Source organism: Methylocystis parvus OBBP (genome assembly GCF_027571405.1).
Classification (GTDB): Bacteria; Pseudomonadota; Alphaproteobacteria; order Rhizobiales; family Beijerinckiaceae; genus Methylocystis; species Methylocystis parva.
The window spans coordinates 144,736-170,824 of record NZ_CP092970.1; the positions used below are offsets into that span (position 1 = coordinate 144,736).

General features: G+C 61.1%; 29 protein-coding genes and 6 pseudogenes. 22 read left to right on the plus strand and 13 right to left on the minus strand.

The features are described 5' to 3' along the window. Positions 1-172: 172 nt before the first annotated feature. The 6 genes from MMG94_RS21650 to MMG94_RS21675 form a co-directional block, all read right to left on the minus strand. Positions 173-619, minus strand: a complete 447-nt coding sequence (locus MMG94_RS21650) for a hypothetical protein (protein ID WP_016921339.1) — start codon at positions 617-619, stop codon at positions 173-175. A gap of 37 nt (positions 620-656) precedes the next feature. Then, positions 657-1,082, minus strand: coding sequence for a hypothetical protein (locus MMG94_RS21655; RefSeq protein WP_154420454.1), 426 nt, complete (start codon positions 1,080-1,082; stop codon positions 657-659). 38 nt (positions 1,083-1,120) lie between these two features. Then, positions 1,121-1,801: a hypothetical protein gene (locus MMG94_RS21660; RefSeq protein WP_016921337.1), complete on the minus strand. Its 681-nt coding sequence runs from the start codon at positions 1,799-1,801 to the stop codon at positions 1,121-1,123. A 27-nt stretch (positions 1,802-1,828) separates the two neighbouring features. Beyond that, positions 1,829-2,548, minus strand: coding sequence for a hypothetical protein (locus MMG94_RS21665; RefSeq protein WP_154420452.1), 720 nt, complete (start codon positions 2,546-2,548; stop codon positions 1,829-1,831). Positions 2,549-2,563: 15 nt separating this feature from the next. Continuing rightward, positions 2,564-3,310, minus strand: a complete 747-nt coding sequence (locus MMG94_RS21670) for a hypothetical protein (protein WP_157212454.1) — start codon at positions 3,308-3,310, stop codon at positions 2,564-2,566. A gap of 601 nt (positions 3,311-3,911) precedes the next feature. Further along, positions 3,912-4,133 (minus strand): hypothetical protein, encoded by a 222-nt coding sequence (locus MMG94_RS21675; protein ID WP_016921334.1) that lies wholly within the window; start codon positions 4,131-4,133, stop codon positions 3,912-3,914. 199 nt (positions 4,134-4,332) lie between these two features. Between MMG94_RS21675 and MMG94_RS21680 the strand changes: the two genes are divergently transcribed. The 4 genes from MMG94_RS21680 (at position 4,333) to tnpB (MMG94_RS21695) (ending at position 7,362) form a co-directional block, all read left to right on the plus strand. Beyond that, a complete protein-coding gene (locus MMG94_RS21680) occupies positions 4,333-4,854 on the plus strand; it encodes a hypothetical protein (RefSeq protein ID WP_016921333.1) in 522 nt (173 codons plus the stop codon). Positions 4,855-5,214: 360 nt separating this feature from the next. Next, a complete protein-coding gene (locus MMG94_RS21685; RefSeq protein ID WP_051001159.1) occupies positions 5,215-6,342 on the plus strand; it encodes a sensor histidine kinase in 1,128 nt (375 codons plus the stop codon). Between the two features lie 193 nt (positions 6,343-6,535). Further along, positions 6,536-7,009 (plus strand): IS66-like element accessory protein TnpA, encoded by a 474-nt coding sequence (gene tnpA / locus MMG94_RS21690; RefSeq protein WP_016921329.1) that lies wholly within the window; start codon positions 6,536-6,538, stop codon positions 7,007-7,009. Beyond that, positions 7,009-7,362 (plus strand): IS66 family insertion sequence element accessory protein TnpB, encoded by a 354-nt coding sequence (gene tnpB, locus MMG94_RS21695; protein WP_016921328.1) that lies wholly within the window; start codon positions 7,009-7,011, stop codon positions 7,360-7,362. The genes tnpA (MMG94_RS21690) and tnpB (MMG94_RS21695) overlap by 1 nt, the downstream gene beginning before the upstream one ends. 129 nt (positions 7,363-7,491) lie before the next feature. On the opposite strand, the gene MMG94_RS21700 is transcribed toward tnpB (MMG94_RS21695), so the two are convergent. Then, on the minus strand, positions 7,492-7,707 hold the full coding sequence (locus MMG94_RS21700) for a hypothetical protein (protein WP_016921327.1): 216 nt from the start codon (positions 7,705-7,707) through the stop codon (positions 7,492-7,494). Between MMG94_RS21700 and MMG94_RS22275 the strand changes: the two are divergent. The 8 genes and pseudogenes from MMG94_RS22275 to MMG94_RS21735 form a co-directional block, all read left to right on the plus strand. Further along, a pseudogene (locus MMG94_RS22275) lies at positions 7,660-7,842 on the plus strand (hypothetical protein); the annotation flags it as partial. The gene MMG94_RS21700 and the pseudogene MMG94_RS22275 overlap by 48 nt on opposite strands. Positions 7,843-8,025: 183 nt before the next feature. Further along, the gene (locus MMG94_RS21705) at positions 8,026-8,349 is read left to right on the plus strand and encodes a hypothetical protein (protein ID WP_244415475.1); all 324 of its coding nucleotides are present in this window, start codon (positions 8,026-8,028) and stop codon (positions 8,347-8,349) included. 89 nt (positions 8,350-8,438) lie between these two features. Then, on the plus strand, positions 8,439-8,726 hold the full coding sequence (locus MMG94_RS21710) for a transposase (protein ID WP_154420450.1): 288 nt from the start codon (positions 8,439-8,441) through the stop codon (positions 8,724-8,726). Positions 8,727-8,754: 28 nt separating this feature from the next. Further along, on the plus strand, positions 8,755-9,228 hold the full coding sequence (tnpA, locus tag MMG94_RS21715) for an IS66-like element accessory protein TnpA (RefSeq protein WP_016922180.1): 474 nt from the start codon (positions 8,755-8,757) through the stop codon (positions 9,226-9,228). Continuing rightward, positions 9,228-9,581: an IS66 family insertion sequence element accessory protein TnpB gene (gene tnpB, locus MMG94_RS21720; RefSeq protein ID WP_016922179.1), complete on the plus strand. Its 354-nt coding sequence runs from the start codon at positions 9,228-9,230 to the stop codon at positions 9,579-9,581. The genes tnpA (MMG94_RS21715) and tnpB (MMG94_RS21720) overlap by 1 nt, the downstream gene beginning before the upstream one ends. Before the next feature lie 52 nt (positions 9,582-9,633). Further along, entirely contained in the window at positions 9,634-11,214 is a 1,581-nt protein-coding gene (gene tnpC / locus MMG94_RS21725) for an IS66 family transposase (RefSeq protein ID WP_016922178.1), read from the plus strand. Then, positions 11,180-11,869 carry a UPF0149 family protein gene (locus tag MMG94_RS21730; RefSeq protein WP_016922177.1) on the plus strand — a complete coding sequence of 230 codons (690 nt, stop codon included), beginning with the start codon at positions 11,180-11,182 and terminating at the stop codon, positions 11,867-11,869. The genes tnpC and MMG94_RS21730 overlap by 35 nt, the downstream gene beginning before the upstream one ends. A 23-nt stretch (positions 11,870-11,892) precedes the next feature. Further along, a pseudogene (locus MMG94_RS21735) lies at positions 11,893-12,138 on the plus strand (transposase); the annotation flags it as partial. Between the two features lie 25 nt (positions 12,139-12,163). On the opposite strand, the pseudogene MMG94_RS21740 reads toward MMG94_RS21735, so the two are convergent. The 4 genes and pseudogenes from MMG94_RS21740 to MMG94_RS21755 form a co-directional block, all read right to left on the minus strand. Beyond that, positions 12,164-12,304, minus strand: a pseudogene (locus MMG94_RS21740) (IS630 family transposase); the annotation flags it as partial. A 269-nt stretch (positions 12,305-12,573) separates the two neighbouring features. Continuing rightward, complete coding sequence (locus MMG94_RS21745) at positions 12,574-12,927, minus strand: MFS transporter (protein WP_016921235.1); 354 nt, start codon at positions 12,925-12,927, stop codon at positions 12,574-12,576. Between the two features lie 12 nt (positions 12,928-12,939). Continuing rightward, the gene (locus tag MMG94_RS21750; RefSeq protein ID WP_016921236.1) at positions 12,940-13,776 is read right to left on the minus strand and encodes an MFS transporter; all 837 of its coding nucleotides are present in this window, start codon (positions 13,774-13,776) and stop codon (positions 12,940-12,942) included. A 97-nt stretch (positions 13,777-13,873) separates the two neighbouring features. Further along, positions 13,874-14,563, minus strand: coding sequence for a Crp/Fnr family transcriptional regulator (locus MMG94_RS21755; RefSeq protein WP_020372471.1), 690 nt, complete (start codon positions 14,561-14,563; stop codon positions 13,874-13,876). A 223-nt stretch (positions 14,564-14,786) separates the two neighbouring features. Between MMG94_RS21755 and MMG94_RS21760 the strand changes: the two genes are divergently transcribed. The 3 genes from MMG94_RS21760 (at position 14,787) to MMG94_RS21770 (ending at position 18,828) form a co-directional block, all read left to right on the plus strand. After that, complete coding sequence (locus tag MMG94_RS21760; protein ID WP_051001155.1) at positions 14,787-16,208, plus strand: DUF1254 domain-containing protein; 1,422 nt, start codon at positions 14,787-14,789, stop codon at positions 16,206-16,208. Between the two features lie 72 nt (positions 16,209-16,280). Beyond that, positions 16,281-17,675 carry a DUF1254 domain-containing protein gene (locus tag MMG94_RS21765; RefSeq protein WP_026016447.1) on the plus strand — a complete coding sequence of 465 codons (1,395 nt, stop codon included), beginning with the start codon at positions 16,281-16,283 and terminating at the stop codon, positions 17,673-17,675. Between the two features lie 235 nt (positions 17,676-17,910). Beyond that, a complete protein-coding gene (locus MMG94_RS21770; RefSeq protein ID WP_051001156.1) occupies positions 17,911-18,828 on the plus strand; it encodes an outer membrane protein in 918 nt (305 codons plus the stop codon). Positions 18,829-18,929: 101 nt separating this feature from the next. Here the strand turns inward: MMG94_RS21770 and MMG94_RS21775 are convergent, their stop codons facing one another. Both MMG94_RS21775 and MMG94_RS21780 read right to left on the minus strand, forming a co-directional pair. Continuing rightward, positions 18,930-19,373: a transposase gene (locus tag MMG94_RS21775; protein ID WP_154420444.1), complete on the minus strand. Its 444-nt coding sequence runs from the start codon at positions 19,371-19,373 to the stop codon at positions 18,930-18,932. Further along, positions 19,274-19,884 (minus strand): annotated as a pseudogene (locus tag MMG94_RS21780) (recombinase family protein). Before MMG94_RS21780 ends, MMG94_RS21775 begins: the two are co-directional and overlap by 100 nt. A 125-nt stretch (positions 19,885-20,009) precedes the next feature. Here MMG94_RS21780 and MMG94_RS21785 point away from each other — a divergent pair. From MMG94_RS21785 to MMG94_RS21815, 7 genes and pseudogenes are all read left to right on the plus strand, one after another. Continuing rightward, positions 20,010-20,780: pseudogene (locus tag MMG94_RS21785) on the plus strand (DUF4158 domain-containing protein); the annotation flags it as partial. Beyond that, a pseudogene (locus MMG94_RS21790) lies at positions 20,767-21,039 on the plus strand (IS5/IS1182 family transposase); the annotation flags it as partial. The pseudogenes MMG94_RS21785 and MMG94_RS21790, both read left to right, overlap by 14 nt. Positions 21,040-21,611: 572 nt before the next feature. Beyond that, positions 21,612-21,995: a single-stranded DNA-binding protein gene (locus MMG94_RS21795; protein ID WP_169315520.1), complete on the plus strand. Its 384-nt coding sequence runs from the start codon at positions 21,612-21,614 to the stop codon at positions 21,993-21,995. A 360-nt stretch (positions 21,996-22,355) separates the two neighbouring features. Further along, entirely contained in the window at positions 22,356-23,105 is a 750-nt protein-coding gene (locus tag MMG94_RS21800; protein ID WP_016921244.1) for a ParA family protein, read from the plus strand. Further along, positions 23,102-24,163 carry a ParB/RepB/Spo0J family partition protein gene (locus tag MMG94_RS21805; protein ID WP_016921245.1) on the plus strand — a complete coding sequence of 354 codons (1,062 nt, stop codon included), beginning with the start codon at positions 23,102-23,104 and terminating at the stop codon, positions 24,161-24,163. The genes MMG94_RS21800 and MMG94_RS21805 overlap by 4 nt, the downstream gene beginning before the upstream one ends. A gap of 356 nt (positions 24,164-24,519) precedes the next feature. Next, complete coding sequence (locus tag MMG94_RS21810) at positions 24,520-25,041, plus strand: plasmid mobilization protein (protein WP_016921246.1); 522 nt, start codon at positions 24,520-24,522, stop codon at positions 25,039-25,041. Further along, complete coding sequence (locus MMG94_RS21815; protein WP_016921247.1) at positions 25,038-26,084, plus strand: relaxase/mobilization nuclease domain-containing protein; 1,047 nt, start codon at positions 25,038-25,040, stop codon at positions 26,082-26,084. Before MMG94_RS21810 ends, MMG94_RS21815 begins: the two co-directional genes overlap by 4 nt. The last annotated feature ends 5 nt before the right edge of the window (positions 26,085-26,089 follow it).

Sequence of the window (26,089 nt, forward strand, 5' to 3'; positions counted from 1 at the left end):
TCGGCGGCGCGCTTGCTGTCCCGCTGAGAGGCCGCGCGGAGCAACGCGACAATCTTCGGATCGGAAAATATCTCCGCGGCGTCGGGCGCCGCGTCGCTCGCCGTCGGATATGCGAACGAAGATGAGCCCAGAGCGCCGATAAGGAAATTCCGCCGCGACAGAGTCGTCCGCGTCATGGCGCGGCCTTCTTCCAGGGCTCGAAGGTGCTCATCGTGTAGCCCGTCTCTCCACTGATGTGCAGCGTGGCGCCTTTGCATTCCCAGAGGTGTGTCTCGAAGCTGTGGCTCGTTTCGATCTGTCCGAGATCGGTCCGAACGCGCCCGTGGCGATACCATACGGTCGCCTGATAACGGACGTTGTCGCTCCCCTTCCGCTCTATGCCCGATGTTTGCAACGACGTCTCTTGGCTGGATCCGTCGGCGGCGACAGTCTTTTCGACGATGCGTCTTTTGTCCTCGGCATATTGGCGTTCGAGCGCTTCGACGCATGCGCGATGCGACGCGAGCGTTTGCGAAGATGGCGGGACAGGCAGCCTGCCGCTCGCATGGGCCGGCCAGGACGTAAGAAAGATCTCGAGACCCAAAGCTGTCGCCAGCGCTTCAGAACCCGTCAATGCCATAGACGCTGCTCCAGCGACACGCGATCTGCTTCGACCTTCAGCGCGTCTCGCCATAATAGGGGGACTCTCCGCCGCGCGAATCATTCGTGTGCTCTTTTAAATTTGCGCAGACGCAAACGGCGTCGGCGCAATTATTGGACAGCTCCTTGTGAACGAAGGAGCAATCCGGCTTCGAATGAACCGTTTCCGTCTTGGTGGCGTTCTCATAGGCGTAAACGGCAGCCTTGGTGTCCAGGACTTCCATGAGCCTCAATCCGCTGTTTTGGCAGATCAGCCGCTCGATCGCCTTTTTCTGCCTTTGACAGTCGAGGCAGGACGGCACGTCGCCGTAAAACTCCGACAACTCGCCGATCGCGCGCTTGACCTTGTCGACGTCCACGTTCGGGCAATCGACCGCGAGTGCGCGCCCCGTGACGCCACCGAAAGACAAGATCAACAGGGACAGCAACAACACTCTTCGCACATCATCCTCCTTTGCATTTACGTTTCGTGCGCTAAAAGTCATTGAGGCGGCTCGACGCGATTGACGCAGGCTCTCTTCGTCAAATCGCTCCCGGGCGTGAACAGAGAGAAGGAAAAGAACGTCTCGCCTGGGCTGTTTTTTCCGCCATCTTCGTTGCGGCCAGCGCGGACAAAAACCGGCGTCGTCGCGGCGGGAAGATCGATCCGAAAAAAAGCGGTGTGTTCGTCATCAGGCAGATCGCCATATCCGTCCGTTTTGCAATTGTCGGCGAGCAAGATCACGGTCCCGGCGCTCAGCTGCCTTTGGAGAATTTCCTGATAATTGACGCTCGGATAGAACTTCTGAAGCTCTATCGCGCGAGCGCCCTTGGCGCTGTGGAAGATGACGTCGATCGAAGCGTCGCCTTCGTTGCTCTTTTTGTGCGTAGCGTTCGCCCCGACTCCAACCGGAAGATCGACCTCGCCGAAACCATTGAGGCGCAGTCGCCCGCGCAAATGGTATGTTACGCTGAGATCTCTTTCGGAATCTTCGGGATAGACGAAACCTTGCCATTCGATGTTCGAAAGCGCGGCGATGTCCTTGTCCCGCTTGCCCTGTGCGAAGGCGATGAGCAGCGTCTCGAGCGGGTCGGCTCCGGCGCGCGCCTTTGCCGAAGCGCCGAGAGCCAAAGCGAGAACGAAGGAAAGCGCAAAACGATATGTGCGGCAAGTGACAGCCATGGTCTCCCTCGGTTGTACGGAAATCTCTCATTTTTCAGGAGGAAAAAGCACGAAGCGCTTGCCTTTCAGCTGGCTGGCTTTGCCCGGCCCGAGACTGCGTTCGCTGAAAGGGTCCACCTCGAACGAAGACAGCGAATAGGCGCCGGCATTGTGCTGAAATTCCCATGAACCTTGCTCCCCGGCATCCTCATTTGCGCCCCAAGGGTCGTTGCTCGTGATCTCCAGGCTGTTTGGATCGATTTTTCCATTCGGAAGTCTGGTCGCGACCTCGTATCCGATCGCCCTGGGCTTCTCCGCCAACTCGGATCCGATGTCGTCGGCCCAGCGAAGCTCATATACAGGCTTTGCGAAGTGCATCAGCCGGTAGCCGGAGAAAGTCCGCCACAGAAGGAACACGCGAGTTCGAGCGGCAGAATACTCGCAATAAAGATCGTAGATGATCGTGGCGACCTTGCCGCTCTGCGAAGCCACGATCATTCGGTCTTCCTTGATGAGGCGTACATTATCGGTATCGTCGCATCCAGCGTCGGTATGTGAAATGACGAATTTGCGCGCGTCCTGCACCGTCGGAATGTCCAGCGGCAATTCTGCGCGACACGCCGAGGCTTGCGCAAAAACGGCCAAGGCGCAAAGACGAGCAGCGAGCCGGGCGGAGTTTTTAGACGTTTGCAAGTTTCGACCATCTTGCCTCAGCTTTTCCAAATTCGCCGACGATGAAAACCTCAGAAGATTCGCAAGAGGCACCATTGTTTGCGTGATTGCTCATTTGCTACGCTTGCTGACGCAATTGCTCAACCACTTTCGCGCCGTCGAGCCGCTGTGCCACTTGCCGTGGATGACTTCCTGCCCGCCCATCTCAACTGAATAATCCTGATTTTCCTCGATCGAACCGAGCAGAGCCTGCGTGGAGGGGACGGCGAATATGATCATTCCGATCTTTGCCGACCAGGGTAAACTCGCATGAGACGCGCGAACCCTCTGGATTTCTCCGGACTGGGTAAGACTGACCGTCTCGGTGCGGATGTCCGTGATCGGCGGGATCGCCCCGCCGAAATAGGCGAGGAGCGTGCCTCTGGCTTCGCCCACCCAATCCATGATCAAGACGCCGCCATTCGACTTGAGGAATGATGCGGTGCATATCTGCCGTGGATCTTTCGGCTGCGAGTGTGAGAATTTCCACACGCCTTGCTTCAATTCGCGCAAAACAGGATTGTTCTTCAAGAGACGCTCTTCGTTTTCCTGCGCCACTTGTTTCTCCCAATCGAGAAGGGCGCGGAACTCAGCGGCATTGAAGGGAGGAGGGCCGGAATCGCCGCCCACGCTCGGCCCGGCGCCGTCACCGCCATCGTCTGCGTCGTAGGCATGGAGGCAACCCGTCCAACCAGCGTTTTCTTGTCCGGGCACCATAGTGCCGCCCGGGATGAATCCGGGTGGGCAGGCGCCCTCGGCGGACGCGCTGTCGGTGCCATGGAACGCAAACGCGAAGACGGAAAACAGGAGGCCGTGCAAAAATCGGAATTGTCTTGTCATTTTCGTGCCCGGTCCCTACGCCTCGCGCCATGAGGCGCCTTCTGAAGGCTCTTCGCTGTTCGGCAAAACTCCCGACCGCATCCGCCTGTCGCGGACCGGACTGCCGCGCAAAGCTAAGGGAGATGACCAAGCGGGCCAAGGCTTACGATGTACCGGTGCTTGCGAGCGGCGTCATTGTGGTAATTCTCATAGGCGTGTCTGCGAGGCGCTCGTGAGCAATCGCATCTCGCATGTATTGGAAGACGTGTTCCGCGGCTGGTCCTGGAGCGGCGTCGCGACGCAATCAGAACCCGGCGAATGTCTCTCGCAACCGGGAAGGAAGCAATCCTGCAGCGCGACGCAACATTATCCCACGCCGTGTAAGCCTGTAGCGATCATCTTCCAGGCCAACGGCGCTGTTCAGACGACCGCTAAAAATACGGGAAGGAATGTTCATCATCGACGAATCACCGTGAAATACAGGCGGTAATGAGCGAAAGCCTTTCGCGCTGACCTTAATGAGTAAGGGATTTAAAATTACTCTCCTTCTCCCCCCGACCTCTGTAGCGCGACCAAGCATTGCTGTTCCCGGCGCTGGAGGTCAATGCGGGCGACGTACCGGTGCCTCGCAGGAAGGAGCTTGCTCGGCCGCGAACTGATAAGATCGATCCATGTTCGAAAACGCGGATTCGCTCTGGAAGGCAAGATGCGTGGAATAGCGACGCACCGAGGAGAATTTCGTGGCGACGGATGGACGCAAAGCGACAATCATTGGTTGCGCTCGCGCATCATTGCTTGCCTTCTTCGCGATGGCGCCGGTCATCGCGGCCGCTCAGCCGGGGCGAAGAACTTGCGCGTCGCTTCCACGAAGCGTGGCGAATGATCACGCGCCACATGATGAGGGGCCATCAGCCGGGCGTTGTCAGAGAGGCGTTATCCGGGGAGCCGGGGCGTCGAGGCTGGCACAGTTTGTCTCCCTATGCCGACGAGAAGCCAGAACTTCATTGCCGTGGAGGGGAAGAGTGATCGACAAATTCGTTCTGGCTGCAGCCATTACCATTGTGGCAGGTATCGGGAGGAGCCACGGTCAGACCACTCATTGCCGCAACGACGAGGTCGTTTTGTTCAGCGCCCTGCTCGAACCGGAGGCGAAGGGTCGGATCGTGTCGCTCTGCGCGGACGGGCTGAAGAACGTGCAGCGACTGAGTTATCGCTTCGGCCGCCCGGGGGAGATCGAGATGATCTTCGACGCTCCGAACGACGGGCGGTTCGGTGTCGAGGGCGAATCTTCAGGCATACGATCGATGATCCGAACGCTCCATTTCGAACGAGACGATTTTACTTACGGTGTCGCTTTCCATTTCACGGGTCCGCAGGACGCCAATGTTCGAGTCCTGGTGTTCAAGGGGAAGAAACTGGTCGCAAGCCACGGAGTTGTCGCCTCGTCCCAGCAAGGCTCAATCCTGAGGGACGAATTTCTTCTTATTCAAGACCAACCACCCGTCATATCAATTGGAAAGTCGGAGCTCGATTTCGCCAAGTAAAGAATGGCGACATTCCGCGGCAGAAATCTCTATGCCGGAGGGCGGGCGAGTTACCGCCTCCGGCGAGGCAGTGTTTTCGCGCCGATCATTTGCAGCGTGCGACGGATGCGATCCGCGAGATCCGTGCATCCCATCGCCGTGGTAGTCCCCCGCTTCGCCATCGGCGCCCCGCCGGCGGTCGTATCGTCCAAAATGGCAAGCGTGGCGGGCTCGAAAAGGCGATAAAGGATTGGCGTCGACAACCAAACCTTATTCCAATTAAGGTGCTTATGTCACGCTCGTCACCGTTGCAATCCGCCCTTCGTGAATAAGACGGGTTAGCATAGCGCGATGCAGGCGGGGAGCCTCGAGGGAGCATTCATGACCCTGGATGACATGATTTCGGACGGCGAATTCAAAAATGGCCCGACCAATTTGCGGGGCATCAAGATTGCAACCCTGCGGTTTGGTGCATTTTATCTTATAGTTTTGATAATCATTGTTTCGACATTTTTATCTTCGGTAGAAGAAATATCAGCAAATTTCATAGGATTAAGAATAATTCAATTTCTATCAATTATTATGCTTGCAGGCTTATTATCATGCTGTATTTATATTGCGCATGAAAAGTTGACGGAAATTACGACGTCGGAAGATTCGTTGCCGATATTGCTCATTGCCTCATTCGCGTTGTCATTGATAGCGGCTGCACTATGGGCTGGAGCGCATAATTTTTACCCGGCTCTCCTTGGGACGCCACCTGCCGCGCCGCATTCCCTTGACAACTTTGGGGGGCTTGTTGTCATTTCCTGGGGGTTTCTGTTCGGCTGGTCGTGCCTGTTCGTAGCGCTTGTTTTTGCCTTTGAGCTCAACGATCGCAAACTGCGTCTGGCGGCAATCCGTGAGGAGGCGCTGGGCGCCCAGATGCGGGCGCTGCGCTATCAGATCAATCCACACTTCCTATTCAATACGCTCAATTCCATCGCGGGGCTGATCGAGGAAGGCGCGGCCACGCAGGCCGAGCGCATGGTCCTGTCGCTTTCAACCTTTCTACGGACCACACTCGCGCTCGATCCATTTCACGATGTGCCGCTCGCGGATGAGATCGCGCTTCAAAAAGAATATCTGGGCATCGAGCGGGAGCGGTTTTCCGACCGCATGACCTTCTCCATCACTATGGATCCGAATGCCGCCGAAGCACTGGTTCCAAGCCTGATCCTCCAGCCGCTCATCGAAAATGCCATCAAGCATGGCGTAGGCATGACGCGCGGCAGGGTTGAAATATCGTTGACGGCCCACAGGGAGAAAGATCGTCTGTGCGTCACGATTGAAAACGACATGCCCCGGAACGAGGCAGAGATAACAAAGCCGTCAGGGGTGGGAGTTGGCCTCAGGAACGTTGCCGATCGCTTGCGTGCCCGCTTCCAGGACAATTGCGTCATGCGGACCGGACCTATGGGCAATGATCGATTCAAGGTTTCGCTTGAACTGCCATGGCGAACCGCATGACGGGGAGGAGTTGTTTCGTGGCTGAAGACCGCGCGCTTGCGCTAATCGAGGAGGATTTTGGCGCTGGGCTGTCCAAAGCCGTCGCGAAAAACGTGATGGTCTATCACCGCAGGCGTAAGCGTGATCGGACGGTCGCCTACCGGATCGCATTTGGAGTGGGTTAGGTGTCCACCATGGAATAGGCGGACACCAAATGTCGGCGGCGAAGAATGGCGGCACACGGCGCACGTGGAGCCTTGAGGATCGGCAGCGGATCGTCGCGGAGGCGTTGGCGCCCGGCGCGTCCGTGGCGGCGGTTGCTCGGCGACATGGATTGAACGCCAATTTGGTTTTCAAATGGCTGCGGCGTTCGCGCGAAGGCTGGCTGGATCGTCGGCGCGCGCCGGCGAAAGAGACGGCGGCCGCGAGAATGTCGCCGGATCTTGCCGCGCAGACCTTTGTTCCGGTCGAGTTGCTGGAGCTGAAACCGGCTTCGATGAGCCCGGCTCTGGCGCCGTCATCGGCGCCGGTGGCGAAGATCGCCGCTACGCCGGTGCGGGGGGCGCGCAAGAGCGTGCGGCGCGGCGCCATGGAAGTCAGCCTGCCGAATGGCGCGCGCTTGTCGCTCGACGCAGATGTGGACACGGAAGCTCTGCACCGCGTGTTGTCTGCGCTGGGCGATCTGTGATGCTTCAGTTCGCGCCGGGGATGAAGGTCTATCTGGCGCTGAAGCCCGTCGACATGCGGCGCGACTTCGACGGACTCGCCGCCGACGCGGCGCAGGTGCTTCGCAACGATCCTTTTTCCGGCGCAGCCTTCGTGTTCCGTAGCAAGCGCGGCGACTACGTGAAGATTTTGACTTGGGACGGGTCGGGCCTGTGTCTTTTCGCCAAGCGGCTGGAGAAGGGAAAGTTCGTCTGGCCGCCGATCGTCGAGGGCGCGTTGCAATTGACAGCGGCGCAACTGGCCTTGCTGATCGAGGGGATCGACTGGCGGCGGACGGTTGCGCCAGAAGCGCCGGAACGCCCGGTCTTCCTTTAGAATCCATGCATTCTCAAGCTGCGCCGACGCGTGTCTTGTGGTAGACAAAACCATGTCGCGCGCCGCTGCTGATTTGCCAGAAGACCCCGTCGAACTGCGACGGTTCGCGGAGGCGCTCGCCGCGGAAGTTCACGCCAAGACACTGCTGATCGAGAAGCTGAAAATGCAGCTCGCCGTTTTGCGGCGCGCGCGCTTCGGGCGTTCGACCATCTCCCGCTCGAGACGGTCGTCCACGACGCGCCCTGCGTCTGCCCGACCTGCGGCGGAAGCAAATTCGGACGGGTCGGCGTCGACGAGCGCGAGATGCTGGAATACGTCGCCTCGCACTTCAAGCGCGTCGCGCATGTGCGGCCGCGCCTGCGAGACGATCGTTCATGCTGCTCCGGCGTCAGCCTGATCGCGGGATGGCCTTCGATGACGGCGAGGCGCTTCTCGACCCCTTGCACCGCCCGGACGATGGCGCCGAGCGTCGGCGCATAATCGGGTGGCCGGTTTTCGTGAACGGCTGCTAGAGCGCCTTGTGATTGAGCCGACTCGGAGGGGGTTCCCGAATCGGGGGTGATTTGATTCAACCATCCGGCTGGGTGGAGGCCGACTGGGATGGCTGGATCGTATTCTCAAGATTTACGTGATCGGGTGATCGACGCGGTCCTTCGGGAGGGCATGAGCCGACGCGCGGCTGGGGCGCGGTTTGGCGTCAGCGAGTCTTCGGCCATCCGATGGTTGAGGCGCGTCGAGGAAAGCGGCTCCCGCGCGGCGGGGCAACTGGGAGGCCACAAGCGTTTGAAGCTTGAACCGCATCGCGCCTTTCTGGAAGCGCTGCGCGCCGAAAAGTCGGATGCGACCCTGCAAGCGCTTTGCGACCGCTTGCAGGCGGAGCATGGCGTTGCGGCCGACGTCTCGGTGATGAGCCGCTTCCTTCGCCGGATTGGCGTCACGTTCAAAAAAAGACGCTCGTCGCGCGCGAGCAGGATCGACCGGACGTAAAGCGCCATCGCGAACGCTGGCGGCGGCGTCAAGCCGACGTCGATCCCCGCCGCCTGGTTTTCATCGACGAGACCTGGGCCAAGACCAATATGACGCGGGTCCATGGCTGGGCGCCGCGCGGCGAGCGGCTGATCGATAAAGTCCCGCACGGCCATTGGACGACGGCGACCTTCCTCGCCGCCTTGCGCTGCGACCGCATCGACGCGCCCTGCCTGTTCGACGGTCCGATCAACGGCGAACGCTTCCTCGCCTATGTCGAACAATTTCTCGTTCCGACGCTCGCATCCGGCGACATCGTCGTGCTCGACAATCTCGGCTCGCACAAAGGTATGCGTGATCTGACGACCGCCTACCGGAACGCATATGGAGTTGGTTAGGTGTCCACCATCGAACAGGTGGACACCAATGTCGGCGGCGAAGGATGGCGTCAAGCGGCGCACGTGGAGCCTTGAGGAGCGGCAGCGGATCGTTGCGGAGGCGTTGGCGCCTGGCGCGTCCGTAGCGGCTGTCGCGCGACGGCACGGATTGAACGCCAATCTGGTTTTCAAGTGGCTGCGGCGTTCGCGCGAAGGCTGGCTGGATCGCCGGCGGGGGCCGGCGAAAGAGACAGCGCCCGCGAAAATGTCGCCGGAGCTAGCCGCACAGACTTTCGTTCCCGTCGAGCTGCTGGAGTTGAAGCCGGCTCCGATGAGCCCGGCTCTGCCGCCGTCGTCGGCGCCGGTGGCGAAGATTGCCGCCACGCCGGCGCGGGTGTCGCGCAAGAACGTGCGGCGCGGCGCCATGGAAGTCAGCCTGCCGAATGGCGCGCGCTTGTCGCTCGACGCAGATGTGGACACTGAGGCTCTGCGCCGCGTGTTGTCGGCGCTGGGTGACCTTTGATGCTTCAGTTCGCGCCGGGGGTGAAGGTCTATCTGGCGTTGAAGCCCGTCGACATGCGGCGCGGTTTCGACGGACTCGCCGCCGACGTGGCGCAGGTGCTTCGCAACGATCCCTTCTCCGGCGCGGCTTTCGTGTTCCGGAGCAAGCGCGGCGATTACGTGAAGATCTTGACCTGGGACGGGTCGGGCCTGTGTCTTTTCGCCAAGCGGCTGGAGAAGGGAAAGTTCGTCTGGCCGCCGATCGTCGAGGGCGCGTTGCAATTGACGGCGGCGCAACTGGCCTTGCTGATCGAGGGGATCGACTGGCGGCGGACGGTTGCGCCAGAAGCGCCGGAACGCCCGGTCTTCCTTTAGAATCCATGCATTCTCGAGCTGCGCCGACGCGTGTCTTGTGGTAGACAAAACCATGTCGCGCGCCGCTGCCGATTTGCCCGAAGACCCCACCGAACTGCGACGGTTCGCCGAGGCGCTCGCCGCGGAAGTTCACGCCAAGACCCTGCTGATCGAGAAGCTGAAAATGCAGCTCGCCGTTTTGCGGCGCGCGCGTTTCGGGCGTTCGTCGGAAAAGCTCGACCGCGATATCGAACAGCTCGAACTCTTGATCGGCGACATGGAGGAGAGCGACGCCGGGCGCGTGGCGCGAAGCGAAGCGACCACAAACGGCGCTTCGTCATCGACCCCGAAGAAGCCGTCCGTTCGTGCGCCTCTGCCCGACCATCTCCCGCTAGAGACGGTCGTGCACGACGCGCCCTGCGTCTGCCCGACCTGCGGCGGGAGCAAATTCGGACGGGTCGGCGTCGACGAGCGCGAGATGCTGGAATATGTCGCCTCGCACTTCAAGCGCGTGGCGCATGTGCGGCCGAAGATGAGCTGCCGCGCCTGCGAGACGATCGTTCAGGCGCCCATGCCGACGCTGCCGATCGAGAAGGGACGGCCGGGGCCGGCGCTGCTGGCTCATGTCATCGTCGCCAAATATTGCGATCACCTTCCGTTGCATCGCCAGTCCGGCATTTACGCACGCGAAGGCGTGACGATCGACCGCTCGGTCATGGCCGGCTGGGTCGGCCATATGGCGGCGCTGCTGGAGCCGCTGGCCGAGTGCATCGCGCGTCACGTGCGCGGCGGTCCCGCCGTTCATGCTGACGATACGACGGTGCCCGTGCTCGATCCGGGACGCGGCAGAACGAAGACTGGCCGATTATGGACGGCGGTGCGCGATGAAAGGCCCTATGGGTCGACGGCGCCGCCGGCCGCCTTCTACCTCTACTCGCCGGACCGCACGTCCGAGCACGCCCATGCCTTGCTGAAGGGCTGTCGCGGCCATCTCCATGCCGATGGCTACACGGGCTTCGGCGGCCTTTACGAGGCCGATCCGAAAACCGGCGCGCCGGCGCCGCTGAAGGAGGTCGCCTGCTGGGCGCATGCGAGGCGCAAGCTCTACGACGTGCATATCGAAACGAAATCGCCGGCGGCGGCCGAAGCGCTCGACATCATCGCGCGGCTCTTCGTCATCGAGGCCGGCGTCAAAGGCAAGCCGCCGGCCGAGCGCGTCGCCGCGCGCCGGGAACGATCGGCTCCCGTCCTTGCCGAACTCCGCGCCTTCCTTGACGCGACGCTGGCCAAAATCAGCGGCAAGAGCGACTTCGCCAAGGCCATCCGTTATGCGACCTCGCGCTGGATGGCCTTGATCCGCTACGTCGACGACGGACGTCTCGAGATGACGAACAACGCTGCCGAACGTGCCGTCAGGCCCCTGACATTGGGCAGAAAAAACTACCTCTTTGCCGGCTCCGACGAGGGCGGGCGAAGGGCGGCGATCATGTATACGCTGATCGAAACCGCGCGCTTCAACGACGTCGATCCGGAAGCCTGGCTCGCCGACGTCATCGCTCGCATCGCCGATCACCCGATCAACCGGATCGATGATCTCCTTCCCTGGAAATGGAAGCCTCATGCGGAAGCCGCCGCGCCATCTCGGGCAGCTTAAAAGCGCTCTCCTCGACATGGGCGAGGAGGCCATGCTGCTGGAAGAACTCGATGGGCTCGTCGCCGGCGTGCTCGTTTGTCCGGAGATGATCCCGCCGAGCGAATGGCTGCCGGTCGTCTGGGGGCAGACGGACGAGGAGGCGGCGCCCGCCTTCGACTCGATGGCTCACCTGAACGAAGTGCTGGCGCTCGTCATGGCGCACTACAATGATCTCGCGAAACGGCTTTTCGAGAGGCCCGGGACCTATGCGCCTTACTTCGCCATCGATGATCGCAACGGCGATGTGCTTTGGGAGTTGTGGATCGAAGGCTTCGAAAAGGCGGTGAAGCTTCGCCCCGCTGCATGGCGACCGTTGCTCGATGCGGACTTGGATACCGCCAAAGCCATGTCGGGCTTGCTGACGCTCGCCGATATCGCTCGAGGCGACGCGCGCTTCTCCAAGCTCGAGCATGACGCCCTCGCATCAACCGCGACGGAACTGATCGGCCCGTTCGTCTTGGCCCTCAATAAATGGCGTCTCGAAAGCCATGATCTCGGCGACATGACGCCAGTATCGTCGCCGCTCACATCCACTTCGTTCGGCAAAGTCGGTCGCAACGATCCCTGTCCATGCGGATCAGGCAAAAAATACAAGAAATGCTGCGGCCTCAACTGATCCGCGGTCGTCGCATCACGCTTACGCACAAAGGCAAGGCTGTGCGGCGCGCCCTGCGCGCGATCGGCGCCCACCTGTTGTTCCTGCCGAAATACTCGCCCGATCTCAATCCGATCGAACAGGTTTTCTCGAAGCTGAAGACACTGCTTCGGAAAGCCAAAGCGAGATCGCTCGACGCCGTCGCAGACGCAATCGCCCAAATCCTCAAAACCTACACGCCAGAGGAATGCGCAAACTACATCAAAGCCGCAGGATATGCGTCAACCTAAATGCAAAAAGCTCTAGTGCACTGACTCAGACGGAAGGTTCAGGAAGCTCGGCGAGCTTGTCGAATATGGCCTTTGCCGGCTTTGTCCAGGCGAAGGGCTGCGCTGATTTGTTGTGCTCCCTGATGTAGCGAGCGATCTCGGCTTCGAGTTGGGGCACGGACTTGAATGTAAATAGGCGAGGGAGGATGACCCCACGAAGTTCATTCACAACATTTTGATATTGTAACTGGATTCGACGATGGAGAGGGGTCCCGTTCAGCGCCGATTTGGACCCCTCCAAAAAGAGCGGAAATCGTTGGAAGTCCATGCATTTATAAATCAAGCGCATCGGGTCCCGCTTCGGAGCTTTTTCACACGCATGCTATCGGTCAGCTTCGATCGGCGCCGACCGCCAACCCGCTGCACAACAAAATCTGGGTCGACATCACCATTTTTCTATGGGCTTGATGCGGCGAACCGGCCCCGCGACACATAGACCGTAAGAACGACGGAGGCGATCATCAATATCGTCGTCGCGAAGAACGGCGCCAACGGAGAAAGCTGGTGCAGACTCGCGCCCAGCACTGGTCCCAACGCTTGACCCATGCCCTGACCGACGACGTTGATTCCCGCGGCCTTGCCTTGTGCGTCCGCGCCGACGCGCAAACTCAGCGCAGCAAGGTTTCCGGGGAGCATAAGTCCAATCGCCGAGCCAAAAATGACGAGAGCGCCGAAAATCTCCGCATAAGTTTGCGCCAGCGCCGCGATCATCATGGCAAAAGCCGCCGTTACTGCGCCGACATTCAGCAATCGTTCTGGCGTTCACGCCAGAACGCGCAGGGCGAGTCCTTGAACGACCACCATTGCAAGCGCCGTCGCCATGAGCGCCGCACCAGCCCTGGCGATCGAGTCCTGGGATGAAAAGCCCAAAGCGTCCTGCAAGCGGAGCGCCGTGACCTGCTGCAAAATCGCATATGCAGTGACCCCGAGCAGGGTGATTGCGAGAAAGGGCCAGATTCTCGCAAGCGGCGAAGGAAGGCCGTTGCCGGAGACCTTTACTTCGCGACGTCCTGGTTCTCGCACAAGCAGAAAAACGCCGGCGAATGAAACGGCGACAAGCGCCGCGATCATCTCGAAAACAAAGACAGCGTCCTTGCCGCCAAGCTTCCATGCAAGCGTGGCGCCCAGAACGACGCCGCCGCCAAAAGCCGCGCCGATGAGGCCCATGCCCCCGGCGCGACGCGACGGCGCCGTCAAGTCCGCGACATAAGCCTGGGCCGCGGGCAACAAGCCGGCTGAAACCACTACCTGAACCGACCGGCTAACGAACAAAAGGATCAGCGCGAAAGCCGCGGAAATCGTCTCGCCGATCCGAGCCCCGACGATGACGCTGAACGCAGCCGGCCCCAATGACGCGCCCGCGAGGGCGATCAACATCACCTTCCGCCTCCCGATCCGCTCGCTGACATAGCCCCAGATCGGCGCGCAGACGATCAGGAGTAGCGCCGAGACGCTCAGGATCGCGCCGGTTTCTATATCTGAAAATCCGAGGCGGCGGCCGAGTGGGGGAAGAACCACAAGCAAGAACGATTGACCCGCCGCGCTTGCGGCGAGTCCGAGAAGCACAGGCAAAGCGTCGCGGCCGGGAAGCGGACCCAATGGAATTGCCTCTCTGTCGGATCAGTTACTCCGACGAAGACGTTGGTCTCTTTGTCATCGAACCTTCAAGGCCACAACATGCTGCGGCATCGGGCTTTCAGCTCTCGTCCTCTTTTTCGGCAAAGAGACGAAGCGCCTCCGCGTTCACGATCGTGATGGAGCGATAGGTATGCGTAAGCCAACCTTCTGCCGCGAAGCACTGCAGCGCAGCATTCACTTGTTTACGGGATGCGTTCGCCATTGCGCCGAATTCCGCCTGAGAAAGGGGGATCGGTCTGTCGCCAATCCATGTGGCCCGATTGAGGACCGAAGCGATTCGTCTGGTTGCTTCGGGCTTTTGGAGATCGTGGATCACGCGGACGAGCGTCGTGAAGGTGACCATCAATATTTGCGCGAAATGGCGCGCCGCCTGCGGATCGAGCGCCGCGATCTGATCCATTGCTTCGAGCGGCAGGTGCATCATCCAGGTTTCGACGATCGCGCGCAATTCGCCCCGACGCGGGTGTCGGGTGAAAAAGCAGCCTTCACCGGTCCAGTGGCCCGGCGCGCCGAGGTGGATCAGGCGTGGGATCGACATCGGCGGCGCTATGTTCGCCGCCACTGTTCCGTCGACGAGCCCGTAGATGCCGCCGATTGGATCGCCGAGGCGAAAGACAACGTCCCCTGGCGCATATCTCAGTAGCTTCGACCTCTGCAGCACTTCGGCGCGAAAAGCTTCAGGTTGTTCAGAAAGCCAGCCCGCGCCGCTGAGAATCCGATCCGCCTTCGCCTTGCTCATTCGCGTCATTGAAATGTGGCCCCGTGGCGATTTTGACAGGACAATAGCGGCGGGCGCCCATGAAGCGTCCGGCTTCTTTCGGGCTTCCGTGCACACGCCAGTACGATGATCGCGTACTCTACGAAGGCCACATAAACCAATTGTCCCGAATCGGACAATCCTGTGAAATTTCCGATGCTATGAGTTAGTTCGCAGACACGAGCTTGACCAATTTATAGGAGATAGTGCGATCATGATTTCCAGCGCAGCGGCTGCAATCAGAAGATATTCGCTTGCTCTGGGCGCGTTCATCGGGCTCGGCGCTACGGCTGTGGCCCAGACGGCGCTCTCGCCCGAAGAGACCTACGCGCTGGCGCGCGACGCTTATCTCTTCGCCTATCCGATCGTGAGCATGGACGTCACGATGCGCCAGGCGACCAACGTGCCCGACGCGGCCACGGTCAATCTGCGCGCGCCCGTCAATCAGTTCGCCCATGCGCGCGCCTATCCCAAAGCCGACGAAAAGGACGTGGTGCGGTATAATTTCGATACGCTCTACTCCATGGCTTGGCTCGATCTGTCATCCGAGCCGCTCATTCTTTCCGTCCCCGATACACAAGGCCGCTACTACCTGCTGCCGATGCTCGACATGTGGACGGATGTCTTCTCCGTGGTCGGCAGCCGGACGACGGGCACGAAGGCCGCGAACTATGCCATTGTCGGGCCGGACTGGCGCGGTGCCCTGCCGGCCGGCGTCGAAAAGATCGTCGCGCCGACGCCGGCGATCTGGATATTGGGCCGCACCAAGACGGATGGGCCAGCCGATTACGACAACGTCCACAAGGTTCAGGACGGCTACCGGCTGACGCCTCTCTCGCGGTGGGGCAAGGCCTATGCGCCGCCGAAGTCGCTCCCGACCGATCCGTCGATCGACGACAAGACCCCGCCGCTCGTCCAGGTCAACAAGCTCGACGGTGTCGCCATGTTGACGCGGCTCGCCGACCTGATGGTCAAGTATCCTCCGCATCCGAACGACTATCCGATCCTATTCCGGCTCCGCCAGCTCGGACTGGAGCCGGGTAAGTCCTTTGACGCCTCCAAGCTCGATCCGCAAATCAAGTCCATCGTCAACAAGGCGGCGAAGGACACGATCACCGCGATGCCTGTGAAAATGCTCACCATGACCCCGGCCGAAAATGGCTGGAATATCGGTAGAGAGCACATGGGCACTTATGGCACCGCCTATCAATGGCGCGCGTTGATCGCTTTGGGAGGCCTCGGCGCCAACCTTCCTGAAGATGCCGTTTACCCCACGGCGTTCACCGATGGTGAGGGCAAGCCGCTCAATGGCGCCAACAAGTACCTGCTCCATTTTGCCAAGGGTCAGACGCCGCCAGCCAACGCCTTCTGGTCGATCACCATGTATGACAAGGACGGCTTCCAGGTTCCCAATCCGATCGATCGCTACGCCATCGGCAGCTACGACAAGCTGGAATACAACACTGACGGCTCGATAGACATCTATGTGCAAGCCGATTCGCCCGGCAAGGGCAAGGAAGCGAATTGGCTGCCGGCGCCCAGGGCGGCGTTCCAGCCGACCATGCGGCTCTATTCGCCGCGTCGGGAAGTGCTCGACGGATCCTGGTCTCCGCCGCCCCTCAAGCGCGTCAACTGAGGTCCGATCTTTTCGCGCGGCGCGCGTTTCGCATCCGCCTCGGCAAATCAAGTTGCCTCGAAGGAGAAACGAATGAAGAAGAACGTGGTATCCGCGGCATGCGCGCTCATGTTACTGGGAGCGCCGTCAGCGTCGGCGCAGCAGATGGTTTCGGCGGACGAAGCCCGCGAGATCGCACGGGAGACTTTTGTCTACGCCTATCCGCTCATCCTGTCGGAAATTACTTTTCGGGTCGGCAAGAATGTCGAAGCTCCCATCGGGACCAGCGCTCCGCTCAATCAGTTCGGCCATATGCGGGCGTTTCCGGATCCGTCGTTCACCATCGTGGTGCGCCCGAATGCAGATACACTCTACTCATCCCTTGGATATGATGTGACGAAAGAGCCGCTGGTCATCAGCGTGCCGGCGGCGGGTGACCGCTATTACCTGCTGCCCTTCCTCGACTTCTGGAGCGATGTGTTCACGGTTCCGGGGACGCGCACCACGGGGAACGAGGCGCAGACCTTCGCGATCACGGGCCCGAACTGGAAGGGTAAATTGCCGGCCGGGGTCAAGCAGTACCGCAGCCCGACCGGAATGGGGCTGCTGATCGGCAGGGCCCAGACCAATGGCAAGGCCGACTATGCGGCGGTGCGTATGTTCCAGGACGGCATTAAGGCGGCGCCGCTGAGCGCTTACGGCAAGCCCTACACGCCGCCAAAAGGCAAGGTCGATCCGAAGCAGGACATGAGTGCGCCTCCGGACCAGATCGACAGAATGGATGCTTCCCGGTTCTTCAGCATGTTCGCCGAACTGATGAAGACCAATCCGCCGCACGCCAACGACAATCCGATCCTCGACCGGATGAAGCGTATCGGAATCGAACCCGGCAAGAGTTTCAAACTCACTTCCGCACCGAAGGAGGTGCAGGACGCACTGAATTCGGCGCCGACCGTGGCGCTTCCGCAGATCAAGGAGGCTTGGAGAAAGGCTGGCGTGCTCGCCAATGGCTGGCGCACCAATATGACGGCGATTGGAACCTACGGAACGGACTATCTGCATCGGGCCGGGGTGGCCTATGGCGGATATGGCGCAAACGCCATCGAGGACGCGCTCTATCCGACGGCCTTCGCCGACGCCAACGGCCAGCCCTTCAGCAGCGACAGGCGCTATGTCCTGCATTTCGCCAAGGATCAGATTCCGCCGGTGCGCGGCTTCTGGTCGCTGACCATGTACGACGAGCGCCAGCTGTTCACGGCCAACGCGATCGATCGCTATGCGATCGGCGACCGCGACAAGCTCGCCTTCAATGCCGATGGGTCGCTCGACCTTTACATTCAGCGCGAGTCGCCGGGCAAGGAGAAGGAGTCCAATTGGCTCCCGGCGCCAGAGAGCGGTTCCTTCACCATGAACTTGCGGCTCTACTGGCCGAAGGCCGAGGTCCTGAACGGCTCCTGGGCGCCGCCGCCGGTGAAGCGAGTAAATTGAGCGCGCCCACATTCGTGCTCGCCCATGAGAAAGATTGTCTCGGCCGGAAAGGTCGGGACGGAAAGCCGCTCTCGCGTCGGACCAGCACGGGAGACGCGCTGAGCTGCGACCGACACGGACGTTCTGGGCGCCATTGGTGGCGGATGCAATTTTTTCGCACAGCGGGCGTGCCGACGACATCCAACCTTCCACCTAACCTCGACGGCGCGCATTGATTGCTTCGGGACTGACGATAATGCTCAACTTCGGTAACGCCAAAGGGCGCGTCGCTACGAGCGCCATTGCTCTCGCCTTCATCGCTGCGCCGGCGTTCGGCGCCGACCTGCCCGCCCACAAGGGTCAGCCGCTTGCGCCCCCTCCGGCTTTTACCTGGACGGGCCTCTATGTCGGCTTCACCTTCGCACATGCATGGACCGGCAGCGATCCAATCCATGCGCGCACGGTCAGTCTCGTCGACAGCGCGCTTGCCGGCTTCGGCCCGGTTTCGGCGCTCGGAGCCAATGGCGTGATCGGCGCGCGGCTCGACGGATTCCTGAGTGGAGGCCAGATCGGCTATAACTGGCAATTTGCTGACCATTTCGTCGTTGGTCTGGAAGCGGGCGTTTCCGGGGCCAGCGTCAGGGGCGGCGGCGGCTTCGGCAATATCGTCGCCAACGGTCCGGCGTCCTACGCGGTGACGAGTGCAACGCTCAGGCGAAGCCTCGAATATCTGGGCACTGTTCGCGGACGCCTTGGTTATGCGGTGACGCCAAACATTCTTGTCTACGCCACCGGAGGCCTAGCGTTCGGAGGCGCCAATCAGACCTTAACACTGCAGCAGACCCTCGTTCCGTCCGCCCTCGTCGCGAGAACGGTCAAGGGCGATCAATACAATAATCTTGTCGGTTGGACGATCGGCGGCGGCGCCGAGATGGCCCTGTCGCGCGCCTTGAGCGCCAAACTCGAATATCTCTATTATGATCTTTTACAACAGTGGCGCGCTCTGGGGCGATGCGTTGGATTGATCCGCTTGTCGGACTACGCGTTCGCCATCAGTTATCGCCCGCCGACGAATTCCAGCTCCGGGGCGACATTGGCGGCTTCGGCGCCGGCAGCAAGTTCAGCTGGCAGTGCTTTGGCGGTTACAATCACGATTTCGAATTCAACGGCCTGAAGTTTACCGGCACGCTCGGCTATCGCGTCTTGGGCATCGATTATTCGCGCGGATGGGGTAACGAGCGACGTGGAGTCGACGCCGTCTTCCACGGCCCTGTGTCAGGCGTGAGCATGCAGTTTTGACCGCAAAGCGATTGCGGTCTCATGTCCAGCCCGCGTTGTACCGAGCATACCGATTGCAGGGCAGGCACCGAAGCGCTTCAGCCGGCCGAAGCCGTGTTCGATGCGAGCACGGGCTTTGTAGAGGGTCCGAGCGAAGAAGGCGGGTCTGTTCTTTTCGTTGGCTTTGTGCGGGATGACGGGCGCGATGCCACGGCGTCGGGCAGCCTCGCGATTGGCCTTGCTGGCATAGCCTTTGTCGCAGATGATGGCACGCGGCCGGATGTCGGGACCGATGTCGAGCAGCGTCTCGAAAGGGGTCGTTTGCGGGAGGGGGCGGAATCCTACGCTAAGCCGAGAACTCGCTTTCCGTAAGTTCTGAGCTCGCCCTTTGGGCCGACGTAGCGATAGAGGGTGACGCGTTCGATACCGAGTTCGGCGCAAAGCGCGGAGACCGGAGTGTCGCGTTGAGCCATCGCGGCCTGAGCGAGACGAACCTGGGCTTTGGTGAGGGCGAATTTTCTGCCTCCCTTACGACCCCGGGCGCGGGCGCAAGCCCAGCCATGGTGCGCTCACGGATCAGATCACGTTCGAACTCCGCGAGCGTCGCGAAGATGCCGAAGATCATGCGGCCGGACGAAGTGGTCGTATCGATTTGCGCGCCCTTTCCGGTCAGCACTCGCAACCCTACGCCGCGTCCTGAAAGGTCTTTGACGACGTTGACCAGATGGGCGAGGGACCGCCCAAGCCGGTCGAGCTTCCAGACCACGAGCACGTCGCCCTCGCGCAACGCCCGAAGACAGGCCTCCAGGCCCGGGCGATTGTCCCTGCCGCCCGAGGCGCGGTCCTCATAAACCTGATCCGGCTGGACGCCAGCGGCGCCCAGGGCGTCGCGCTGCAAGTCGAGAGACTGCGAGCCGTCGGCTTTCGAGACGCGGGCATATCCGATCAGCATGTTTCACAAACGATGGTTTGAGGCAGCGGAGACGGCGGGGCTGCTTTGTCACCCAAATTTGTATCTTAATCCGCATCTTAAACAAAGTGTCTTAAACCATCATCAAACTTGAAAAAGGAACACATATGCCGCGCCGGATCGTGCTGACGCCTCGGCAAAGAGAAGCGCTTCTGCGCCTGTCGACCGACCAGGCGGAACTGCTCGTCCATTACACGCTCAGCGACGAGGATATCGCTCACATCGAGCGGCGACGGCGTCCCCATAACAAATACGGTTTCGCGCTGCAGCTTTGCGCGCTGCGCTACCCGGGGCGCATTCTGGCGCCGGGGGAGCTGATCCCGAAGGAGGTTTTGGAATTCATCGGAGCGCAGCTCGGCCTGCGTGCTGACGATCTCGCAGATTACGCGGTGCGCGAGGAGACTCGCCACGAGCATCTTTCCGAGTTGCGCAAGATTTACGGTTTTCGTTCCTTTTCAGGGCGCGTCGCTCGCGACTTGCGAGACTGGCTCGGCCGCGAAGCCGAGCTCGCGGCGTCGAACGAGGACCTGGTTCGTCGGTTCGTGAACGAATGCCGCCAATCTCGCACGATCCTTCCGACGATATCGACGATCGAGCGCTTGTCCGCCGATGCGTTGGTCGACGCAGAACGCAAGTTCGAAAGCCGAATAGCTGATCGATTGAGTCCCGAGGTCAGAGAGCGATTGCTGCGTCTCCTCGAAGAGACGGTCGATGAACGGGTGACGCGCTATATTTGGCTTCGGCAATTCGAGCCAGGCGCCAATTCGTTGGCCGCCAATCGATTGCTCGACCGTCTCGAATATTTGGAAGGTCTTCCTCTTCCGGACGGTCTCTTGGCCGATGTGCCGGTTCATCGGGTTACGCGTCTGCGCAGGCAAAGAACGCAACAGCGAGGATGAGAAGAAGGCGATCAAGGAAGGGCGCATTCCCAAGGGCTAGGCGGAGAGGCCCGCGAAACTGCGGCAGAAAGATCGCGACGCGCGCTGGACCGTGAAGTTCAGCAAGGCGAAGGAGCGGCCCGACGGAACGAAGCCGCCGGTCGACATTGCGATCCCGACCTTCGGCTATCAGAACCGTGTCGCGATCGATAGGGGCTTCGGCTTCATCCGCACATGGATAGCCACGGACGCCGCAGCTTTCGGTGACCATGCCACGATGTTGCGCTGCGGCTCGATGTTCGGTGCCACTAGGAGATCCCTAACGGTGGCTCGACGCGCTACACGTATCTCGGCGGGTTTGCATCACTGTCCGCTTCCCAGTCGCCGGTTTTGTGCACCGCGGAATTACGTCGCCTTTCCGCCGATATCGTTTCGCGCCGAAAGCCGAGTCATCCGCCTCAGGAATGGACTTCGTGTGGTCGCCTCCCATAGGGTCGAGGTTAGAGTCCGCCAAACGCCGCAAATCGAATTTTCCGAGATCAGAATTTGCTAACGGCCTTTATCTTTTGCTCTCCGTTTCATGCGCCCACCACCGGTTGCATGGCGTTTCGTCCTATGGCCGCTGTCGCCGCCCAAAACCCTGCGGTCGCAACGATTTTCCCCTTGGCGCTGCACGCCAATTCCTCGCGCGCCAAAATCGCCGCGGCCTCCAGGGTCCTCCGCTCTGCTCCGGCCTCGCGCTTTTCGGCGCTTTGGTTCGGACGTCGCCTGTTGCGGCCATCAGGAACAGCCATCGCAACCGGGGCAGCCGCCCCAACGATGGAGAGCAAGATGAAGACTTTTGCGGAATTCCAGATCCTCGGCCGCATCGGCAAGGTTCGCGAAGTCGGACAGACCATCCGCATTTCGATCTGCGCCAACTACGCTTTTAAAGACCACAACGGCGAGACGAAGGACAGGCCCTATTGGAACGAGATTACGGTCTGGAGCGAAAGCGCCCGCAAATATGTCCGCGACTATGCAAAGCCCGGCGATCTGGTGATGGCGCGCGGCACGCTGAAGCAGGGCAGCTTCGAGAAGGATGGGGCGAAGGTCTACACCGTCGACCTCAACTGCGACGATTTTTCGATCCTTGCTTCCACCAAGACCGACCAGTCGGGGAGCAACGAAGCCGATGCCGCGCTCGAGACGCAGAAGAAGGCGAAACGCAAGTGACGCCAACGCGGGGGCCGTGCGCGACCCCTCGCCCGTGATTTCGCCCCCGGCAGCTCGGTTCGCAGCCCAGTTTGCCGGGGGCAAACTTTTTTCCAGCGCCTGTCCTTACCTTCGATCCCTGCCCGCAGGGCGCAAAGTTCGGAGGCGAGTTTGCCCAGGGCAAACTTTTTAACGTCGACCGGCAAAACGCAACGGGCAGAAGGGCTCCTTGTCCGACCCCTGTGAAATCTCGCAGTCGTTCTCTTTGCGCGGCTGAGGCAAATAGTCTCCGTCGCTGCGTTTTTGCACCGACGGAGGGCATGGAGACATAATGAGCGCCGCCAATCGTGATCTTGTCGTGACGGCCGAGAAGGCGGCCGCATGAAGGCGCTCGTCGTGAACAACGAGAAGGGCGGCGTCGGCAAGAGCACGCTCGCCGTGCATCTTGCCTGGTATTTCGCGGAGCGCGGCAAGCGCGTTCTCTTCCTCGACCTCGATCCCCAGAGCAATGGCTCGACGACGCTCGAGACACACGTCGGCGACATCGACGCCGCGGCGTTATTTATGCGTCCAATCGCCATTCCGCCGCTGGCGAGCGCCGGCATTCGGGTCCTTGGCGGCAGCGCTGCTTTACGAAATATCGTCGCCGTGGACGGAAAGGTCATCGAACGGTTTCGCGCCAATCTCCGAGACTCGTCGCGCGCCTTCGATATCGCCGTTATCGACACTCCGCCCACCTTCGGCGTGCGCAATCTCGCCGCGCTGGTCGCCGCGCAGTTCGTGTTGGCGCCCATCGACCTCGATGACTACGCCATCGACGGCATCGAAACGCTGCTCAAGCACATCGTCGGCGTGAAGCAGAAATATAATCCTGACCTTGCGTTTCTGGGCCTGATCCCGAACCGCTTGCAGACGACTTCGCCGCGCCAGCGGGAGAACTTGAAGAGCCTCGTCCAGAGGTTCGGCACAAAATATCTGTTCGACGGCGTGATCCCGCAGCGCTCATCGATCGGCGAAGCGCTGGCCGAGAAAAAGCCTGTCTGGAGTCTGTCGAAGACGGCGGCGCGCGAGGCCGGGCGCGAGATGCGAACCGTCTTCGACAAGCTTGCGATGAAGATGGAGACGCCATGAGCTACGCCCGTAAACTCGATGACGTCGCGCAGTTGTTGGACGATCTCGAAGGGCTGGAAGCGCCTGTCTCGAGCGGAAAACCCCTCGAGGTTCCGCTTTCCTCGATCGAGGAGGACCGGGATCAGCCGCGCCGGGCTTTCGACCAGAAGACGCTCGTGGAGCTCGCCGCGTCGATCCGGGAGCGCGGCGTGCTTCAGCCGATAGGCGTCACTCCAGCTGACGCCCAGGGAAGGCGCCGGATCGTCTTCGGGGCGCGGCGGTTTCGGGCGGCGCAGCTCGCTGGCCACGCCACGATCCCGGCGTTCGTTCATTCAGAAGGCGCTTCCGATCCTTACGACCAGATGATTGAAAACATCCAACGGGACGATCTTTCGGCGGCGGATATCGCCGTTTTCATCAGCTCCCGCCTCGTGGCTGGCGAAAAGCAGAAGGAGATCGCGCTGCGGCTCGGCAAGGACAAGAGCTACATCGCCATGTATGCGTCGGTCGCGCAGATGTCGCCGGCGCTGCGGGATCGATTGGCCACATCCCCGATCCGCGCCGTCTATGAACTACATCAGATGTGGAAGAAATTTCCTCAGGCTGTCGAGTCGTTTTGCGCGGCGCACGACTCGTTCACGCGTGCTCAAGCGGTTACATTTTGCGAGGGTCTGAGCGGGCGGCCGTTGCAGATTGTCGATGCGTCGCAGCGCGAGGCGGCGATTGGCGCGACAGCCGACGACGCAATCTCGCCAAGCGTCGTCGGACGGAACGCGGATGGCGTTCCCCGCGCTGACGAAGGGCGCCCGGTTGGCCTGCTTCATCCGTCGGAAAGCGGTCGTGAGGCGCCGCCACGTGGGCCGGCGTCATCGGCGCCACGGAAAGCGGCGCCCAGGGAAGGGGGCGTGACGCTGCGCGTCGAACACCGTGAGCGCTTGGGCCAATTGATATTGGATCGCCGATCGCGCCAGGGTGAAACGCACGGCCTCGTCTTTTTCGAGGAGAGCGGCATGATCGAGGAGTTGCCTCTCGCCGCATTGAAGCTGGTGGCGTTGAAGCCAGACGTCTCCCTTGCATGAAGTCCAGCAGACACAACGTCGCGCACGATGTAGCGGCTTTTCCATCCCGAAGGGACGAAGCGAAGCGGAGCGCCCAGAGGCCGAACGCGCTCTTCAGATAGCGCCGTAGAGAGGCCGGAGGGTGTGGGAAAGGCGCGGACAAAGAAGGAAACAGGTCTGGCGGCTCCTGATCTGCATGCCGCCCCCGAACGATCCGAGGCAACCGAAGAACTCGCCGCGACACGAGATCATCTAATCAGAATCGGAGCCCGAGACTCGAACATGGAGCGCATCGTGTTTTTCGAGGCTGAGTGCAGGATAGGCTTGCCGCCAGCCGTTTTTAAACACGTCGTGCTTTGAGAAGACGAAGCGAACGCATGGCGTTTTTGGGATTTCATATCGACGATGCGCTGGCCGAAAAATTCGCGTCGATGGCGGCGAACGAAGGCGGCAAATCCGCCTTGATGCGACGTCTCGTCGAACATGCGGTCGGAAATGGGAAGGCGCCAACGCAGGGAGCGATCACGACGGGAGCGTCCCACAAGGTGACGATTAGATTGCGCGAGAACGAACTGCGTCTTCTGACGACGATCGCGGCGCAGCGCGGCATGAACCGCACGCAATGGATTGCATCGCTGGTGCGGGCGCGGCTTGGTTTTCCCGTGCAGCAAACGCACGACGAGCGCCAGGCGCTGCGAGCGGTGGCGCGCGAGTTGAACCGCATCGGCGGCAACATCAATCAGATCGCCCATGCGGCAAATCTCGACCGGCTCATCGGACTGCCGGTGAAGTTGGAGGCCGATGTGATCCGCGAGGCTTCGGCGCGCATCGAGGACGCGCTCGCCGAGCTGCGCGCGGCGCTGAAGCGGAATGCCGACTATTGGGAAGGCGGCCGATGAGCGACAAGGGGGATCGCGACCTCGAGCTGCCGCCGATCTCCTATGTCTGGCAAACCCCCATTCGAAAGCCGAAGCGCTCGAAATGGGAGATTCCTGATCCCGTCGATCCGCGAAAGCTCACCCCCGCCATGCGGGCCAAATTGCAGCGGATCGTCGCCAAGGCGCCGGAGGTGATGGTCAAGATCACTGGTAAGACCAAAACCGTAAGCCACCTGAAATCCCATCTCGACTATATCACCCGTGGCGGCGCGCTCGCGGCCGAAACGGAGACCGGCGCCGTCATGGAAGGGCGGCAGGGATTGCGCGATATCCAAGCGGGGTGGGCCGACGACGCGGAATTGGACGGAGCCCGGCGGCGAGACGGGCCGTTGTCCCATAACATCATCTTGTCGATGCCGCCCGGAACCGACCCGGCGCCAGTGAAGGACGCCGTCCGCGCCTTTGCGATCGAAACCTTCGGCGGCCGACATGATTATGTCTTCGTGCAGCATCTCGACGATGAGCACCCGCACGTCCACCTGACCGTGCGGTCGCTGGGTTACGACGGAAAGCGGCTGAATCCACGCAAAGGCGATCTTGCGATGTGGCGGGAACATTTCGCCGGGGAATTGCGATTGCGTGGCGTCGAGGCGGAAGCGACGCCGCGCCGCACCCGCGGCAAGGTTCGTAAGGCCGAGCGCGGCGTCGTTCGCGCCATCAAAGAGCGCGGCGGGCAGCCGCGCGTCGACCGGTCAGGGCGAGAGGAAATCGTGCGGGAGGCTCGGGAAGGGAAAAGCTCGCCGCATCCCTGGGAGACGAAAGCGCGCGACCGGCAGGCAGCGATTCGGGATGCATATCGGAAACAGGCGGAGGAGTTGGAACGATCCGGCGATCCTGGCGATCACGAACTTGGTAAACAGCTGCGCCAGTTCGCCGACGAAATGACGGCTCCTGAAACGAAGCGCGATCAGTTGAGAAGCGAGTTTGCCGAGAGCCTCGCGCGTCGCGGCGCCCGAGCCCATTCGAAGGGCAGGGAAAGGGACGGGCCCGAGGACGATCGCTGACCAAG

What these genes read in the sequence shown, in the direction of transcription:
- MMG94_RS21650 (WP_016921339.1), bottom strand. Translation starts at nt 619, where the DNA reads ATGGCATTGACGGGTTCTGAAGCGCTGGCGACAGCTTTGGGTCTCGAG.
- MMG94_RS21660 (WP_016921337.1), bottom strand. Translation starts at nt 1,801, where the DNA reads ATGGCTGTCACTTGCCGCACATATCGTTTTGCGCTTTCCTTCGTTCTC.
- MMG94_RS21665 (WP_154420452.1), bottom strand. Translation starts at nt 2,548, where the DNA reads ATGGTGCCTCTTGCGAATCTTCTGAGGTTTTCATCGTCGGCGAATTTG.
- MMG94_RS21675 (WP_016921334.1), bottom strand. Translation starts at nt 4,133, where the DNA reads ATGACCGGCGCCATCGCGAAGAAGGCAAGCAATGATGCGCGAGCGCAA.
- MMG94_RS21685 (WP_051001159.1), top strand. Translation starts at nt 5,215, where the DNA reads ATGACCCTGGATGACATGATTTCGGACGGCGAATTCAAAAATGGCCCG.
- tnpA (WP_016921329.1), top strand. Translation starts at nt 6,536, where the DNA reads ATGTCGGCGGCGAAGAATGGCGGCACACGGCGCACGTGGAGCCTTGAG.
- tnpB (WP_016921328.1), top strand. Translation starts at nt 7,009, where the DNA reads ATGCTTCAGTTCGCGCCGGGGATGAAGGTCTATCTGGCGCTGAAGCCC.
- MMG94_RS21700 (WP_016921327.1), bottom strand. Translation starts at nt 7,707, where the DNA reads ATGCGCGACGCGCTTGAAGTGCGAGGCGACGTATTCCAGCATCTCGCG.
- MMG94_RS21705 (WP_244415475.1), top strand. Translation starts at nt 8,026, where the DNA reads ATGAGCCGACGCGCGGCTGGGGCGCGGTTTGGCGTCAGCGAGTCTTCG.
- MMG94_RS21710 (WP_154420450.1), top strand. Translation starts at nt 8,439, where the DNA reads ATGACGCGGGTCCATGGCTGGGCGCCGCGCGGCGAGCGGCTGATCGAT.
- tnpA (WP_016922180.1), top strand. Translation starts at nt 8,755, where the DNA reads ATGTCGGCGGCGAAGGATGGCGTCAAGCGGCGCACGTGGAGCCTTGAG.
- tnpB (WP_016922179.1), top strand. Translation starts at nt 9,228, where the DNA reads ATGCTTCAGTTCGCGCCGGGGGTGAAGGTCTATCTGGCGTTGAAGCCC.
- tnpC (WP_016922178.1), top strand. Translation starts at nt 9,634, where the DNA reads ATGTCGCGCGCCGCTGCCGATTTGCCCGAAGACCCCACCGAACTGCGA.
- MMG94_RS21730 (WP_016922177.1), top strand. Translation starts at nt 11,180, where the DNA reads ATGCGGAAGCCGCCGCGCCATCTCGGGCAGCTTAAAAGCGCTCTCCTC.
- MMG94_RS21755 (WP_020372471.1), bottom strand. Translation starts at nt 14,563, where the DNA reads ATGACGCGAATGAGCAAGGCGAAGGCGGATCGGATTCTCAGCGGCGCG.
- MMG94_RS21760 (WP_051001155.1), top strand. Translation starts at nt 14,787, where the DNA reads ATGATTTCCAGCGCAGCGGCTGCAATCAGAAGATATTCGCTTGCTCTG.
- MMG94_RS21765 (WP_026016447.1), top strand. Translation starts at nt 16,281, where the DNA reads ATGAAGAAGAACGTGGTATCCGCGGCATGCGCGCTCATGTTACTGGGA.
- MMG94_RS21770 (WP_051001156.1), top strand. Translation starts at nt 17,911, where the DNA reads ATGCTCAACTTCGGTAACGCCAAAGGGCGCGTCGCTACGAGCGCCATT.
- MMG94_RS21795 (WP_169315520.1), top strand. Translation starts at nt 21,612, where the DNA reads ATGAAGACTTTTGCGGAATTCCAGATCCTCGGCCGCATCGGCAAGGTT.
- MMG94_RS21800 (WP_016921244.1), top strand. Translation starts at nt 22,356, where the DNA reads ATGAAGGCGCTCGTCGTGAACAACGAGAAGGGCGGCGTCGGCAAGAGC.
- MMG94_RS21805 (WP_016921245.1), top strand. Translation starts at nt 23,102, where the DNA reads ATGAGCTACGCCCGTAAACTCGATGACGTCGCGCAGTTGTTGGACGAT.
- MMG94_RS21810 (WP_016921246.1), top strand. Translation starts at nt 24,520, where the DNA reads ATGGCGTTTTTGGGATTTCATATCGACGATGCGCTGGCCGAAAAATTC.
- MMG94_RS21815 (WP_016921247.1), top strand. Translation starts at nt 25,038, where the DNA reads ATGAGCGACAAGGGGGATCGCGACCTCGAGCTGCCGCCGATCTCCTAT.